The 14,119-nt window shown below is 60.8% G+C and carries 13 protein-coding genes; 6 read left to right on the plus strand and 7 right to left on the minus strand.

Annotated elements, in window-relative coordinates; genetic code table 11:
* Nucleotides 1-87 precede the first annotated feature (87 nt).
* Nucleotides 88-1,128 (minus strand): rod shape-determining protein, encoded by a 1,041-nt coding sequence (locus tag LAN61_12100; protein MBZ5541249.1) that lies wholly within the window; start codon nt 1,126-1,128, stop codon nt 88-90.
* Between the two features lie 93 nt (nt 1,129-1,221).
* Nucleotides 1,222-2,496, minus strand: coding sequence for a FecR domain-containing protein (locus LAN61_12105; protein ID MBZ5541250.1), 1,275 nt, complete (start codon nt 2,494-2,496; stop codon nt 1,222-1,224).
* Nucleotides 2,497-2,771: 275 nt separating this feature from the next.
* Between LAN61_12105 and LAN61_12110 the strand changes: the two genes are divergently transcribed.
* Together LAN61_12110 and LAN61_12115 are read left to right on the plus strand one after the other, a co-directional pair.
* Nucleotides 2,772-4,691 (plus strand): peptidyl-prolyl cis-trans isomerase, encoded by a 1,920-nt coding sequence (locus LAN61_12110; GenBank protein MBZ5541251.1) that lies wholly within the window; start codon nt 2,772-2,774, stop codon nt 4,689-4,691.
* A gap of 250 nt (nt 4,692-4,941) precedes the next feature.
* Nucleotides 4,942-5,370: a hypothetical protein gene (locus tag LAN61_12115; GenBank protein ID MBZ5541252.1), complete on the plus strand. Its 429-nt coding sequence runs from the start codon at nt 4,942-4,944 to the stop codon at nt 5,368-5,370.
* A gap of 325 nt (nt 5,371-5,695) precedes the next feature.
* Here LAN61_12115 and LAN61_12120 read toward each other — a convergent pair whose 3' ends face one another.
* Nucleotides 5,696-5,971, minus strand: a complete 276-nt coding sequence (locus tag LAN61_12120; GenBank protein MBZ5541253.1) for a hypothetical protein — start codon at nt 5,969-5,971, stop codon at nt 5,696-5,698.
* A gap of 251 nt (nt 5,972-6,222) precedes the next feature.
* Here LAN61_12120 and LAN61_12125 point away from each other — a divergent pair, with 251 nt between their 5' ends.
* The 3 genes from LAN61_12125 (at nt 6,223) to LAN61_12135 (ending at nt 7,865) form a co-directional block, all read left to right on the plus strand.
* Nucleotides 6,223-7,074, plus strand: a complete 852-nt coding sequence (locus tag LAN61_12125) for an acyl-CoA desaturase (GenBank protein MBZ5541254.1) — start codon at nt 6,223-6,225, stop codon at nt 7,072-7,074.
* A gap of 194 nt (nt 7,075-7,268) precedes the next feature.
* Nucleotides 7,269-7,520, plus strand: coding sequence for a peroxidase (locus tag LAN61_12130; GenBank protein MBZ5541255.1), 252 nt, complete (start codon nt 7,269-7,271; stop codon nt 7,518-7,520).
* Between the two features lie 51 nt (nt 7,521-7,571).
* Entirely contained in the window at nt 7,572-7,865 is a 294-nt protein-coding gene (locus LAN61_12135) for a peroxidase (GenBank protein ID MBZ5541256.1), read from the plus strand.
* A gap of 303 nt (nt 7,866-8,168) precedes the next feature.
* Here the strand turns inward: LAN61_12135 and LAN61_12140 are convergent, their stop codons facing one another.
* Nucleotides 8,169-8,396, minus strand: a complete 228-nt coding sequence (locus LAN61_12140; GenBank protein ID MBZ5541257.1) for a hypothetical protein — start codon at nt 8,394-8,396, stop codon at nt 8,169-8,171.
* Nucleotides 8,397-8,859: 463 nt separating this feature from the next.
* Between LAN61_12140 and LAN61_12145 the strand changes: the two genes are divergently transcribed.
* Nucleotides 8,860-9,417, plus strand: a complete 558-nt coding sequence (locus LAN61_12145) for a hypothetical protein (GenBank protein MBZ5541258.1) — start codon at nt 8,860-8,862, stop codon at nt 9,415-9,417.
* Between the two features lie 397 nt (nt 9,418-9,814).
* On the opposite strand, the gene LAN61_12150 is transcribed toward LAN61_12145, so the two are convergent.
* The 3 genes from LAN61_12150 to LAN61_12160 all read right to left on the minus strand — a co-directional run bounded on the left by LAN61_12150 (nt 9,815) and on the right by LAN61_12160 (nt 13,873).
* The gene (locus LAN61_12150; GenBank protein ID MBZ5541259.1) at nt 9,815-10,174 is read right to left on the minus strand and encodes a hypothetical protein; all 360 of its coding nucleotides are present in this window, start codon (nt 10,172-10,174) and stop codon (nt 9,815-9,817) included.
* 25 nt (nt 10,175-10,199) lie between these two features.
* Nucleotides 10,200-12,830, minus strand: a complete 2,631-nt coding sequence (locus LAN61_12155) for a tetratricopeptide repeat protein (GenBank protein ID MBZ5541260.1) — start codon at nt 12,828-12,830, stop codon at nt 10,200-10,202.
* Between the two features lie 374 nt (nt 12,831-13,204).
* Nucleotides 13,205-13,873 carry a hypothetical protein gene (locus LAN61_12160; GenBank protein MBZ5541261.1) on the minus strand — a complete coding sequence of 223 codons (669 nt, stop codon included), beginning with the start codon at nt 13,871-13,873 and terminating at the stop codon, nt 13,205-13,207.
* Nucleotides 13,874-14,119 lie beyond the last annotated feature (246 nt).

Genomic DNA, 14,119 nt, shown 5'->3' on the forward strand with positions numbered 1-14,119 from the left:
ATTCCCCGGCGTAGCCAAGCTCTTCCAGCGGCATTTCTCCCGACCCGGTCGGCAGGCCGCCGTCTTTCCTTCCTTCCGCAATTCCTCTTAATCGATGCACACCTGCCGCAGCAGCCGGAAGTCGCTCAGCATCTTTCCCGTGCCCAGCACCACCGACGCCAGCGGATCGTCGGCGATGGACACCGGCAACCCGGTCTCCTCGCGGATGCGCTTGTCCAGATTCTTCAGCAGCGCCCCCCCGCCGGTCAGCACTATGCCCCGGTCGCTGATGTCCGCCGAAAGCTCCGGCGGCGTGCGCTCCAGCGCCACGCGAATCGCATTCAGAATCGTGGACACGCATTCACTCAGCGCCTCGCGGATTTCGCTGTCGTCGATGGTCACCGTGCGCGGCACACCTTCGATCAGGTTGCGCCCTTTCACTTCCATGGTCAGCGGCTTTTCCAGCGGGTACGCCGATCCGATCTCCATCTTGATCTGTTCCGCCGTGCGCTCTCCCACCAGCATGTTGTACTTGCGCTTCAGGTACTGCATCACCGCTTCGTCCATCTCGTTCCCGGCCACGCGCACCGACCGCGAATAGACGATCCCGCTCATGGAGATTACGGCGATATCCGTGGTGCCCCCGCCGATATCCACCACCATGTTGCCCGAGGGCTCTTCGATGGGCAGCCCCGCTCCGATGGCCGCGGCCATAGCTTGCTCCACCAGGAAGACTTCGCTGGCACGCGCCCGGTAGGCCGAGTCCTGCACCGCGCGCTTCTCCACCGGCGTGATCTCGCTGGGCACGCCGATGACGATCCGCGGATGCACCAGCACCCGCCGGTTGTGGGCCTTCTGAATGAAGTACGTCAGCATCTTTTCGGTGACCTTGAAGTCCGCGATGACCCCGTCCTTCATTGGCTTAATGGCCACCACGTTGCCCGGCGTCCGCCCCAGCATCTCCTTGGCCTCGCGCCCCACGGCCACCACTTCGCCGCTGTTCTTGTTGATGGCCACGATCGATGGCTCGTTCACCACGATCCCCTTGCCCCCCGAAAACACCAGCGTGTTCGCCGTGCCCAGGTCGATCGCTAGGTCGGATGAAAACAGGCTGAAAATCGACCTCAGATTATATCCGTTCTTGTTCATGTCCCCTCAGTCCCCCCGCGGAGAAATAGTTCTCCGCAGCCCGCGGGAGTTTCCCGCGGGCCCCAGACCAGCGCGCCGGCCGCGCCGCGGTCCTTATTTCGGTATCACGATGGGTACCCGCAGAATCGCCGTGCCTCCGCGGCGATTCTGCCCCGTAATCACAATCGTCTGCTGTCCCGGTTGCAGCTGTTCCGTGAAGTGCCGGAACTTTCCGTCCGGCCCGATCATCGATACCGCCTGCCCGTTTACTATCAAAGCTGCTCCCGGCTCGGTGCGCCCGATGATTTCCACGACGCGTCCGTGCAGCTGCGTGCCGTCTACTTCCAGCACCATCTCCTGTGTCTTGCCCTGTGCCACCAGCGAGAACTTGAACGTATCGCTCACCTCGCTCGTGCGCTTCCTCACGTCCATCGCCGTCACGTTCCAGAAGTACTCCCCGGCTTCCAGCCCGCTGACCTCCGTGCTCGTCCCGGTCACCTTCTTCTCCACGTATTTCGCGAAGACCGTCGAGGTGCTGATCCGCAGCGTATACGATACCGCGTCCGGTACCGCTCTCCATTCGAAATGCACCGCCGCCGCTTTCGGGTCCGCCACGATCAGCGGCTGTAGATTGAGCGGTTCCACCAGGTCCGGCGGCGCCAGTACCGTCGATTTCTGGATCGCTCCGCCTGTCGCGAAGCTGGCCTTCTCCCACTGCGCCAGTTCAATGTGCTCCGACCCGCGCTGTACCTCCGCGCTGCCTTGCGCCACCACGATCTCATGCTCGTTCTTCGTCGGGTCGTTCTTTACGCTCATGCGGCTGTTCTGCCGCGCCTGCGCTTTCGCGTCATCCACCGAAACCACCGCCAGCGAACCCGGCGCCAGGTTCGGCGTCGCCAGGTCCAGCGCACCGGACGTCACGCGCATGGCCACGCTCGTGGGCCGGTCGTGCTCGGTCGAGTTTTCCTCCACGGTCACGAAGGAGTCCGATTTCACCGTGTAGGTCGTGCCGTCCGCAAAGGCGATGCGCGCCGCCCCTTCCGCCGACGTCTTCACCTGGTCGCCCTTGTCCAGCGTCGTGCGGTAGTCCGCATCCACCCATTCCACCGAATTCACTTTCTTGATCTGCACCTTGCCGTCCAGGTTCACGAAGCGCGCCTGCTTCTTCTCCATCGGCGCCGCTTCCCCCTCGCTGCTGCCCATGGCATTCGTCAGTTTCCGGTAGGCCGCCGAGTACCAGTCCGGCACCAGCAGGTACATCCCCGCCAGCAGCACCGCGGTCAGCAATCCCGCGTATACCGCCACGGTCTTGTACGTCACCGCGGTCCACACCACTTCCACGCGCGGTATCTTCTGCTGGTGCGGGTCGGACGGTAGTTGTGTGCTCACGGTTTTTGGCGCAGCTGGAGCGCTAATTTAACAATTTAGCACAGCGCTCCGGGAGCGTCCAACGCCTGCGCGCCTGCGTACTCTATCAGCAAACACCGTCTCCGCCTTTCCTTCCGATCCCGCAGCCCCGCCGCTGCTTCCCGGACGATGCCGGATGTCCTGCTTCCCGGCCCTCTTTTTGCCCCCGGCGCCGCCCTTGTGCGTTTCCGGTTGTGGCGTGTGCCTTCTCTCTCCTATAATGCAACGTTTGTTCCCGTACCCTGGAGACATCGCGGATGGCTGGCATTCTGGATAATCGCAAGACCCTGGTTCGCATCTTCATCGGCATAGTGATCGGCCTGCTCGCCGTCAGCATGCTGCTCTACCTCGTGCCCCAAGGCCCCGCGACGGGCGATGCTGCGCCCGATGCCGTCGCCCGCATCGGCGATCAGACCGTTACCGTCGCCGACGTGCGCGAGCAGTTCGCCCAGATCTCCTCGCGCGGCCAGATCCCCAAACAGCTCGAAGGCCTCTATGCCCAGCAGATCATGAACCAGCTCGTTTTCCAGAAAGAGCTGGAATTCGAAGGCCGCCGTCTCGGTATCCGCGTCAGCGACGAAGAACGCGCCGACCGCATCCGCCAGTTTCTACCCACTGCCTTCAGCGGCGGCACCTTTGTCGGCATGGACCGCTACTCGGCCGAAGTGCAGAGCCGCTTCGGCATGAGCGTCCCGCAATTTGAAGAGCTTGTCCGCCAGGGTCTGCTCGAAGAAAAATTCCGCCGCCTGGTCACCGACGGCATCAGCGTCAGCCCCGCTGAAGTCCAGGAGGAGTTCCGCTACCGCAATCAGAAGATTACACTGGCCTACGCCTACATCAAGCCCGAGGATCTCGAGGCCAAGCAGGCCCCCGACGACGCCGCCATCCAGGCCGAATTCGAAAAGAACAAGGCCCAATACCAGGTTCCCGAGCGCCGCGTCGTCCGCTATGCCCTCGCTGACCTAAACCAGCTTCGCCAGAGCATCCAGGTTTCCGACGACGAACTGAAGGCCCTCTACCAGTCGCGCATCCAGCTCTACCAGGTGCCCAACCGCGTGCACGTCCAGCACATCCTCTTTCGCACCACCGGAAAAACCGATGCGGAAGTCGCGGAGATCCGCAAAAAGGCCGAAGATGTCCTCAAACTGGCCAAAAAGGGCGCCAAGTTCGAGGACTTGGCCAAAAAATATTCCGAGGACACCACCAAGGACAAGGGCGGCGACCTCGGCTGGATCGAGCAGGGCCAGACGGTGGCGGAGTTTGAAAAGGCCGCCTTCAGCCTCCCCAAGGGCGGCATCTCCGATCTGGTGCGCACCCAGTTCGGCTTTCACATCATCAAGGCCGTAGACAAAGAGACCGCGCACACCAAGTCCTTCGACGAGGTCAAGGAGTCCCTGCGCGCCCCGCTCATCCTCGAGAAGGCCGACCAGCGCGCCGCCGACCAGGCCGAACAGATTGCCGCCGTCGTCCGCAAATCCAACCGCGGCTCCCTCGATGACCTCGCTAGCCAGTTCCATCTGACTGTTGCGGAGACCCGCCCCGTGGCCGCCACCGACGTGCTCCTCGAGCTCGGCAATTCCCCGGAGATCAAGGACGCCATCTTCCGCCTGCGCCAGGGCGAACTCGCCCCACCCATCCGCATCGACCGCGGCTACGTTGTGTTGACCGTGCAGGAGATCCTGCCGGCCCATGCCGGCACCCTCCCCGAAGTCCGCGACCGCGTCCTGGCGGACCTCAAGCGCTCCATGGCCGCCACCGCCGCGCGCTCCCGCGCCGAGGAGCTCGTCCGCCGCGTCAAGGCCGGCGAGAAATTCGCCGCCGTGGCCAAATCCCTGGGCCTGGAGTCCAAGACCAGCGACTCCTTCGCCCGCAACGGCTCCATTCCCGGCGTCGCCAGCGGCCGTCAACTGGCTTCCGCCTTCCACATGAACTCCGGCGAAACCGGCACCCCGCTCAGCCTCGGCAACAACTGGCTCGTCTACCAGGTGGTGGCCAAGGAAGAGCCCGACCCCGCCAACTTCGACAAGGACAAGCAGTCGCTGGCCGATCAGGTCCTCCAGAACAAGCGCAACTTGGCCTTCGAAGCCTTCAAGACAGGCCTCCAGAACCGCCTCAAGCAGGAAGGAAAGTTGCAGCTGATGCCCGAACGCCTGAAGAATTTTACCGGCCAAGGCTAATCTAAAATACTGTAAACAAATGACTTATTTATGTTGACGGCTCCTCTTGCCATTCCCCGGCCGTCCAGCTACGCTATATGCATCCGGACCGCCTTTCTTTGCTTCCCCCGCCGTTACTGGCGGCTGACGGAGGAAGGGTGGATTCACTGCTCCTCGGCCCAGGCTCCACAAACTGCCCGCAGTGAATCCGCAGGAAGGCACTGCCGGTGGTACGCGGTTCCCGCAAGTCCTTTTTTCAAGTGAGACTTATATGCCCGCTCGCACCACAACCATCCGCAACGACTATCGTTGCAGCATGGAACGCAATCAGGCCGGCAAGTACTGCGTGCGCATCCGCGTCCATTACCCCCGTCATGCCTGGACCCTGGCCACCTTCTTCATGGCCTCTTCCTTCGATCGGGCCATGAAAAAGCTCGAACAGGCCCTCGATTTCCTCCAGCACAACGAAGAAAAGCTCTGGTTCTGGGGCGTGGACCGCGCCGCCGACCTTGGCTTTTCCGCCGAATTTCTCCGCGAAGCCGGCCTCAAGCTCGATCGCCGCGTGGAGTTCCCCCGCAAGTGCGCCAGCCTCAGCCTGGCTCCCGAGCGCCCCGTCCCCGCCTTCCTCCTGGGACCCGTGCGCCGCGGCCTGGCCGAGTCCGTCGAAAGTCCCCGTAGCGTCGCCGCCGTGGGCGACTGAACCGCTCGTCCTTCTTGGCTTCCCGGTCCAGTTCACGCCATCATTCGCGCGCCCTGAAGAAGATCAGTGACGATTTTCACCCTGCCCCCTCCCGCCAGCGCAACTGGATGCGAATCCTTGCCCGCCGGGCCGCGCATCCGCCGCGCGCAGCACGATCTACTGGTAGTCATCCTGAGGTCCCCACGTTTTCTATGGGGGACTCAGGATCTCCACTGCGGGTGTCTGCAATCTGTTTGGAATTATCCGAGGCGGGATCGCGGAGCAACTCTTCCACTCTTCAACTCTTCAACGGTTGAACCCTTGAACCGTTCGACCCTTTTACTCTTTACCCCTCGCGCAGAATCACTTCGCCCTGCCCGACCATCTGGTCGTTCAGCCACAGCCGGTACTTGTAGATCCCGGCTTTCGTCCCGATGCGCGGCGGCCCGCTCAACAGCCGCATCCCCATCGGCGCCTGAAACACGTTCGAGGAGAACGGGCAGCGGTTCACGTCGAACTCCACGCGCAGATTGCCCGCATCGGAGATCCACGACACCTGGTCCCCGGCCTCCAGCACCACCACTTGCGGGATCAATCCCACCAGCACCGGACGTTCCGCCATCGCTCTCTTCATCCTTTCAGATGCGCTGCGCATCGGCGCCCTGGCAAATTTCCGCGCCCGTCGTGACGATAACATATCCGCGTGCGCGTCGCACCGGTTACCCCCCGGCAAACCATTCCTTGACCCCCTTCCTGCCGCCCCGTAAACTGGGATTGCTTACTCGTGACGGCGTCTCCGGCAGGTTTCGCGCTCGCGGTCGGCGCAAGATTATTTGTCCTCATGTAAGTTAGGACGCAAAGGAAACTCGCTGGATGGCTTCACGGGCTCTATCTATACCTCTGCCGAATGGCTCGCGCATTTCGGTTTTGCATACCCTCCCGTTTGCGCTGATTCACTTGGCCGCGCTCTCGGTCTTCTGGGTCAAATTTCACTGGTCGTATCTGATCGTCTGCCTGGCCCTTTACTGGGTGCGCATGTTCTTCGTCACCGCGGGCTACCACCGCTACTTCTCGCACCGCTCCTTTAAGACCAGCCGCGCGTTTCAGTTCGTCATCGCCTGGATGGCCATGTCCTCCAGTCAGAAGGGTATCCTCTGGTGGGCCGCCCATCACCGCCATCATCACCGCCATTCGGATACCGACGAGGATCTCCACTCCCCCACGCTCTTCGGCTTCTTCTGGTCCCACGTCGGCTGGTTCATCTCCGACAAGTACAACGGCACGCGCATCGAATACATCGGCGACTTCGCCAAATTTCCCGAGCTGCGCTGGCTCAACAAATATCATCTCGTGCCTCCCGTGGTTCTCGCCGTGGTGCTCGCGCTCATCGGCGGCTGGGGGCTCTTCCTCTGGGGCTTCTGCCTGAGCACCGTGCTCCTTTGGCACGGCACGTTCACCATCAATTCGCTCTCACACCTCTTCGGCTCGCGCCGCTACGTCACCTCGGACACCAGCAAGAACAATTTCGTGTTGGCCCTGGTCACCCTCGGCGAAGGCTGGCACAACAACCATCACCACTACATGGCCGCCGCCCGCCAGGGCTTCTTCTGGTGGGAAGTGGACATCACCTACTACGTGCTGAAGGTGATGTCTTGGGTCCGCATCGTCCGCGACCTCCGCCCCGTGCCCCCGCACCTGCTCTCCGAAGAACACGCCTCCGCCTAGCTTGTCTTTCTTGCTTGCCTGCGTCCCCGCAGGATGTGCCGCCTCGCACGGCGGCCATTCCCATTGCTTCTGATTTTCTGCTACCCTGCAGCGTCATCTCGCTCAGCGCGGCCCGTCCGCGGCCCATGCGAGGACCGCTGCGAAGCGCTGCTGGGCAACGCACGCCGCGAACGCGGGCTCACGGGAGGCACCCCATGGAACCGATGTACCTGAAAGACGTGGAAAAGGCGCTGGGCAGCGATTTCCGCGCCCGCATGATCGCCAGGATGCGCGAAGCCGGCCGGAGCGTTCCCCAGATTTTCCACATGTTTGCCTTCAAGCCCGGCGCTACGGCCCATCTCGAGCGCTATACCCAGGAGGTCATGCGCGGCCCCTCGCCTCTCTCGCCCGGCATGCGCGAATTGATTTCTGCTTTCACCTCCAGCCTCAACCATTGCCCGTTTTGAACCGGCACCCATTCCGCCGGTGCGGCGGAACTCCTCGGCGACCGGAAACTGGTGGACGCGGTGCTTCGCGACTTCCGTTCCTCGCCTCTGTCGGAACCCGAAAAGGCTCTCTTCGCCTTTGTCGAGAAGCTCAATGACCAGCCGCACGCGATCTCCCAGCAGGACGCGGACACGCTCAAGACCGCCGGCTGGTCCGACGAAGCCGTCTACGACGCCATCACCGTCTGCGGCCTCTTCAATTTCTACAATCGCTGGTGCGATGGCGCCGGCGTCCACGCCCTCTCCCCGGAGGAATTCGTGGAATCCGGCAAGCGCCTTGCCCGCTTCGGCTACATCGGGGGATAGCCCCCGGATTGTGACGCGCTGCCCGTTTCCAGAAACCGCGTTGTGCATGACTTCCGAGTGCGACATGATCCACCCGCAATCGGCGGCCAGCTCCCAATGCAGCTTCCAACTTCCCACAAGCGGACTTATGTAACTCAGCCATGGGGTCCAATTTAGCGGGCGTCTTGCTTTTGGCTACGTTGCCGAAATGAATTCGCACTTCTTATTCGTTTAACCAAGACGCTCTCTGGACGTAGGAAGGCATTCGTCCACGAGTTTGTCTCCCGACCTCGCAGCAGCAAGCGCTCGAATTCGATGGTGGCACTAGTTTGCAATCTCTACCAATTGGGATAAGCAGCTCATCTCGCAATCCATCAGACCGGCGGACAGCAGCGGACAATCGATGACTGTCCAGGAAGTCCACCGGCCATCATTCATCTGCCATCTTGCCACGACGATGCTGGCGGAGAGCTTCTTGTCTGGGCAACGAACCGTACCGTTGCGGTAGGTGCATGATTCGAGAAGCGATTTGATTGCGGAGGGGTTGGACATAATCCACCTCCCTTGGCGGGCCGAACCTTTTCGAGTCCATACTTATCCCAGTGGCGCAACAAGTCAAGCGCCGCATGGCATCGGGCAAGTGTGACGCGGCCTTCTGCTCAGCCCCGCTGACGAGCATCTGCCGGGGTCCTTTCGTGGTCCGAATGTTGAGCTGCTCCTTACATTCCTCTACAATCTGCCGCCAGCGTCAGCGCCCCATTCCTCGACTCTTGGAGCCTGACCGAATCGAGTTGTGTCCAATCCGATTTTGGCTCGCCCGATGTATTCCCCAATGCGCACATATAACGGCGGATACTTAACTTCTTTACCCAAGCGACAATACGATCCATCGGGATTTTTCAGAGAAAGTCTGATGCTGATCGCGCGTGCCCGCCCTCTTGACCGCCGCTCCAGGCAAGCGTAGCCTCGCGGGAGAAATCCCTGCATTCGCCCTTGCAACCGAAGGAGGCTGCGCATGGTCCCTCTCACTGCACTTTGGCTCCCGGTCCTGCTGTCGGCCGTCATCGTTTTTGTCGCCAGCTCCATCATGCACATGCTTCTGCCTTACCACCGCGGCGACTACCAGCAACTCCCGGAAGAGGACAAGCTTCTTGCCGCCTTACGAGCCGCTGGTTTGAAGCGGGGTCTCTATATGTTCCCTTTTGGCAGCCATAAGGAGATGAAGTCGCCCGCCATGGTGGAAAAATACCAGCAGGGACCAGTGGGGATGCTGACCGTGATTCCCAGCGGCCCACCCGCCATGCCCAAGTTCCTGGGCCTGTGGTTTGCCTATTGCCTCCTCATTGGCTTCTTCGTCGCCTACCTCACCGGACACACGGTTGCGCCCGGCGCCCACTATCTGGCCGTCTTTCGCGTCGTGGGCACCGCCGCGTTCCTTGCCTACGGCCTGGGACACCTGAGCAACGGCATCTGGAAGGGCCAGCCTTGGGGCATGACCCTGAAGGAAGTCATTGATGGACTCGTGTACAGCTTGCTGACCGCAGGCACCTTTGGGTGGCTTTGGCCCCGCTAGCACCCTGACCGGACATGTGCCCGGCGGCGATCACGAGAATTGCCTTGGTCCGGTTAGCGCGTTATAGGGACAAGTGACTTCCGCTGATCTGAGGCAAAGTCCACCTTTGAAGATCAGTCCGAACGTGATCCTGTCGACGGCCCGTGGGTGAGTTGGGAAAAGAGGATTTTATGGAGTTGTGCGAGGCTCACTGCGGGAAGTTCATCTGGCGCGACAGAATCCCGGAAATGCGGGTTGGAGCAGAAGAAAAGCCCAGAATTCGCTAGGAAGCCTCGGGCCCGGCGGATGCGCGGGCCCGAGGCGCGACAACGAGAAATCTCTCGACGCTTCCGTCATCGAGAGCATACAGTTAGAGTGGCTGGCTGGTGCCTCACGCGATGCGGAATACTCGATTGCTTTATGGCTTCACGCCACCGTCCGGGTCCAAGGTCTGCTTGCCGACCGTAACGCTGTATTTGTACCTCTGGTTGTCCTTGGCTTTACTCGTCGGACGGCCAGAAAGCGCACGACGATGACCCTCGAAGTGCGAGTCGTTGAAGGGCGAGCCGGTCGTCTTATCAAAGTCCACCTTGAAGCAGGGATCGTTTGCATCGCCATGTTCATGATGCTGAACGCATACCCACTTCACCTGTTCGTCTTCACATCGGTAGATCCAAAAGGGGTCTGGTTCCACGGTGATTTTTCCGGCAGCGTCGCATCCGATATGGACGCGAACGTCTTGAGGGGCGGTTTGAGGCATTATTTTCGGGGTTGCCATAACGTGTTTCCTCCTTGATATCGGGTTATTGGGTTCTGAGTAATTCCGGGAATTGCGGATTGGTCCGCAAATGGTCGAAGTTGGGAAGGTCTCGAATGCGAGACGGAGAGTAGCCTGCCGCGAGTGCTTTCCTCAACCAGTCGATAGCCTCGTCCGGTTGGTCGAACTGGTTGTAAACGAGCGCTGCTTGAAAAAGTGAGAACGGATTGTTTGGTGAAAGCTGGAGCTCCCGCCGCAGGGCGTCCAGGGCCGGTTTTTTCTCCCCGAGCATCGCGTGACAGATGGCCAGAACGCCGTACGCGTAAGAATCCTTCGGATTGACGCGGAGTTCCTCCCTCGCAATCGCGATCGCTTGCCGGTACGCAGTCACGGATTGATTGCGTTTTCCTGGTGTCCAATAGTATCCGTCCCCCAGATTCCACCATAGGAAGGATTCCTTTTCGCTGAGCTTTACCGCTTGTTCGTAGGCGCGATCGGCCTCCTCGTATCGTCGCAGGAAGAAGTAGGCGTTTCCCAGGTTAGTGTAGCCATAGGCTATCGGTCGGATGGCGATGGAACGCTCGAGAACCGCAATTGCTTCCGTATAACGGCCCTGCTCAACATAGGCGGCACCGAGGTTGGAATAGCCAAGGAAGCTGTCCGGAGCGAGTGCTACCACCTGATTAAACATCTCGGCAGCTTCCCGGTAGCGTGCCTGGCGATAAAAAAACGCGCCCAGCCAGCTATAGTTGGACCAATAATGAGGCCGCAGTTCGATCGCCCGCCGATATGTTGCTTCTGCGTCTTGAGGCTTTCCCAAATGCTGGTACGCGTCCGCCAGGCCATGAAATGCGGCATCGTTGGTGGGCTCATTCTCGACGGCGCGTTCGAATTCTCGTGCCGCCTCCTGATAGTTCCCCGTTCCCGCGTAGAGGGATCCCAGGCAGGCATGGGCGGAGGACAGTCGGCTATCCAAACGGTTGGCCTGTTGACAGGCCTCCCGGCTTCTTTCGATCCAGGCAGGTTCTCTGCTGCTCTCGTATTTCTTCCAGTAAGCATCGCCCAGACCCGCGTAGGCTAAAGCGTAGCGGGGGTCGAGAGCCAGAGCCCGCTCGAAGACTTGGACGGCGCTATCGAGGTTTTCCACCCGGTCGTAGTTCTGAAGATATCCTCTCCCCTGCAAGTAATAGTCATAAGCTCTGGCCACCTGTGTGCCGTGACTTTCGAGAGCCTGACGCTCGCGCCCCTGCACTTTGATTTCGAGCATCCGTATCGCTCCATCTACTACCGCGTCTTGGGCGCCAAATGGATCCGTTGCTGCTACAGTCAGGCTGCTGGCGCGTATCTGCCGGCGTGTTTGAGCATCTACCAGGATGTAATTTACGCGGATCTGCTCCCCCGATTTGTGCAGGCTGCCTTCCAGGGCTAGGTTCGCACCAAACTCCTTGCGTGCGTCGTCCACTGTGCTGATGTGCTTGGCGCGTATCTCGGTGGCGGGAACGACCTGCAACGACGGGTCGCCGGTTAGTTGCGTGAGCTTGGCGGTCAGGGTTTCGGTGAGGCCCGCGCTGAACGCTGCCGTTTCCGGGTCACTGCCCACAACGCTGAACGGCAAAACCGCCACTTGTTTCGCTCGGGGCATAGGACTTAGGCCCAGCCCGGTCCTCAGTTGCTGCCGCAGAGGGGCAAGAACTGCCGCTGTGGCCAAGAAAACCGCCGCAATACCTGCGGCCCAGAACAGGGCTTTCTTGTTTACGCGAACAGAGGACAATTGACGTCCGATAGGGGCTCGCCCTGCGGTGGGTACGGGGCGCTTGTCCCGGCCTAGCCGGCTCAGGTCCGCCGCCAGTTCCTTGGCCGACTGGTAGCGGTCCTCGGGATCCTTCTCCAGACACTTCCCGATGATTCGTTCCAGCTCCGGAGACAGTTTGGGATTCAGCGTTCGGGGCTTGGCAGGAGGACGCCGCAAGATGGCGCCGATCAACTGGCCGCTTTGCACCTCCGCAAAGGGGCGCTGCCCCGTAGCCATCTCATACAACACGAGCCCGGCCCCATGAATATCCGTGCGCGCGTCAAGCTCCTCCCCCATCAGTTGCTCCGGAGCCATATACGCAAAGGTTCCCGAAATAGCTTGCGTCTGCAGCGTGGTTTCCGCCGCGGCACTCTCGGCCAGCGGCTGCCGCAGCTTCGCCAAACCGAAATCCAGAATCTTCAGCCGTCCGTCGCTCGCCAGCCGGAGATTGCCGGGCTTCAGGTCGCGATGCACCACCCCGTGTTCATGCGCTGCGGCCAGACCATCGCTGAGCTGCATTCCCAGGCGCAGGACTTCGTTCTCCGGCAACGGTCCGCCGGCCAACTTCTCGTTGAGGGTGACCCCAGGGATGTATTCCATCACCAGGAAGTCGATGCCGCCCTGAGTATCGAAATCGAAAATCGTGGCGATGTTGGGATGATTCAGTTTGGAGAGCGCCAGGGCCTCTTTGTGGAGATGCTTCCGAGCCCATTCATCGGTGATGGTCCCGGGGAGCAGCACCTTGATGGCGACTTCGCGGTCGAGGTGCTCGTCGTGGGCGCGGAAGACCACACCCATCCCGCCGCTGCCGATTTCTTCGATGATGCGGTAGTGGGAGAGCTCGACCCCGATGAGGGAGTCCAGGGATAGAACCTGGTCCGGCATGGGAAGACCTCCTTCCCATTAACCCTCTATGGCGAGATATACGCTTGCGCCTCTCACAAGTCAATGTACGTCCCGGCCCGCTTCGGCTACATCGTCGGATAGCCCCGCTCTTGCTTCGAGCCTTTACCGTAGCGGACGAAATTTATCCCTACTTGTCCCGGCTTTTTCAGGGCCTGCCCCGGCTCCGCGGGAACCCAGCCGGAATGCCGCCGTCTCCGCTTTTGTGGCACAGCCATTCCTGGCTATGCTCTTCTCTCCTCGTAGAGGGGTGGGTGCCCGCCCGCCAAACAGCGCAGGATTGTTCCCCTGATCCAATAAGCTGGAATGGCCCTGGCCGCTCGGTCCACGAAATCTACCGCCGATGCCGCTGGCCTTTAGGTTGACCTGCGAGTTGAGTAGGCGTCCAGGCGCTTCTTGTAAAGCAGGAGCACGCTCGGACCGAAAGATAACAACATGACGGCGATGCCCGCGGCGATGCCGAAACTCGTCACGGCCGGCGCCGAGCAATCATGACGGCGCCGCACAATCACATGGCTCGGTACCGCGACCAAAAGCTCCAAAACGCTGCCCTTCAGCAGCCACGAAACTGCTCGCGTTGTCAGCTCCGTAGAATTTCGGAAATACAAGTAAAAGAGAATTCCCCAGAGCACCCACAGGATTCCCCAGAAGCCCAGCGCCTGAGCCGCGGTGTTCAGATGCTCTTCCCCGAACTTGTCGCCAGAATCCGCAGACCCCAAGGAATAGATGGCCGCAAACGTAAGAAGAGCGCATAACATCGCCGTGACGGTACACGAAACCAGAATATGCGCTTGGGGCTTTAGCCGTTTCTGCGCAGTGTCGACAGATAAGAAAAGCAGGAGGGCCTGGCCGGACAGGACCACCGCAATGGGAACCCATACCGCCCACTCCTTGTACGTGCCTCTTACTCCCTCGTAGAGTTCCGGCCAGCGGGAGTAGCCGGCAAGGAACACTGCACCCGGCACAAGGAGCCCCAAAACAATCAGGGCGTAAAATACGCTGACGACGATGCCCCATTTGCGCATGTCGCATCCTTTCCGTGGTTCCTGTTGGAAACGGTTTGTCCTGATCCAGCGCAGTTGATTCTGCAGAAGCGCGGCTGGCTTGGCCTCCGTCCTTCTCTTTTCTTGATGGCCGTATACGGTCAGAGGATAGCACTGCTGGAATTCACCCTGGAGTAGTATGACCAGGGAGCCCCACCCCTTCGTTGTCGGGTCTTCGGCAGCTTCCAACGCGCGCCGCGCAGCCCTGGATGCAAACCGCGCACACTT

This window comes from Terriglobia bacterium, from assembly GCA_020072785.1.
In the GTDB taxonomy this organism is placed as follows: Bacteria; Acidobacteriota; Terriglobia; order Acidiferrales; family UBA7541; genus Acidiferrum.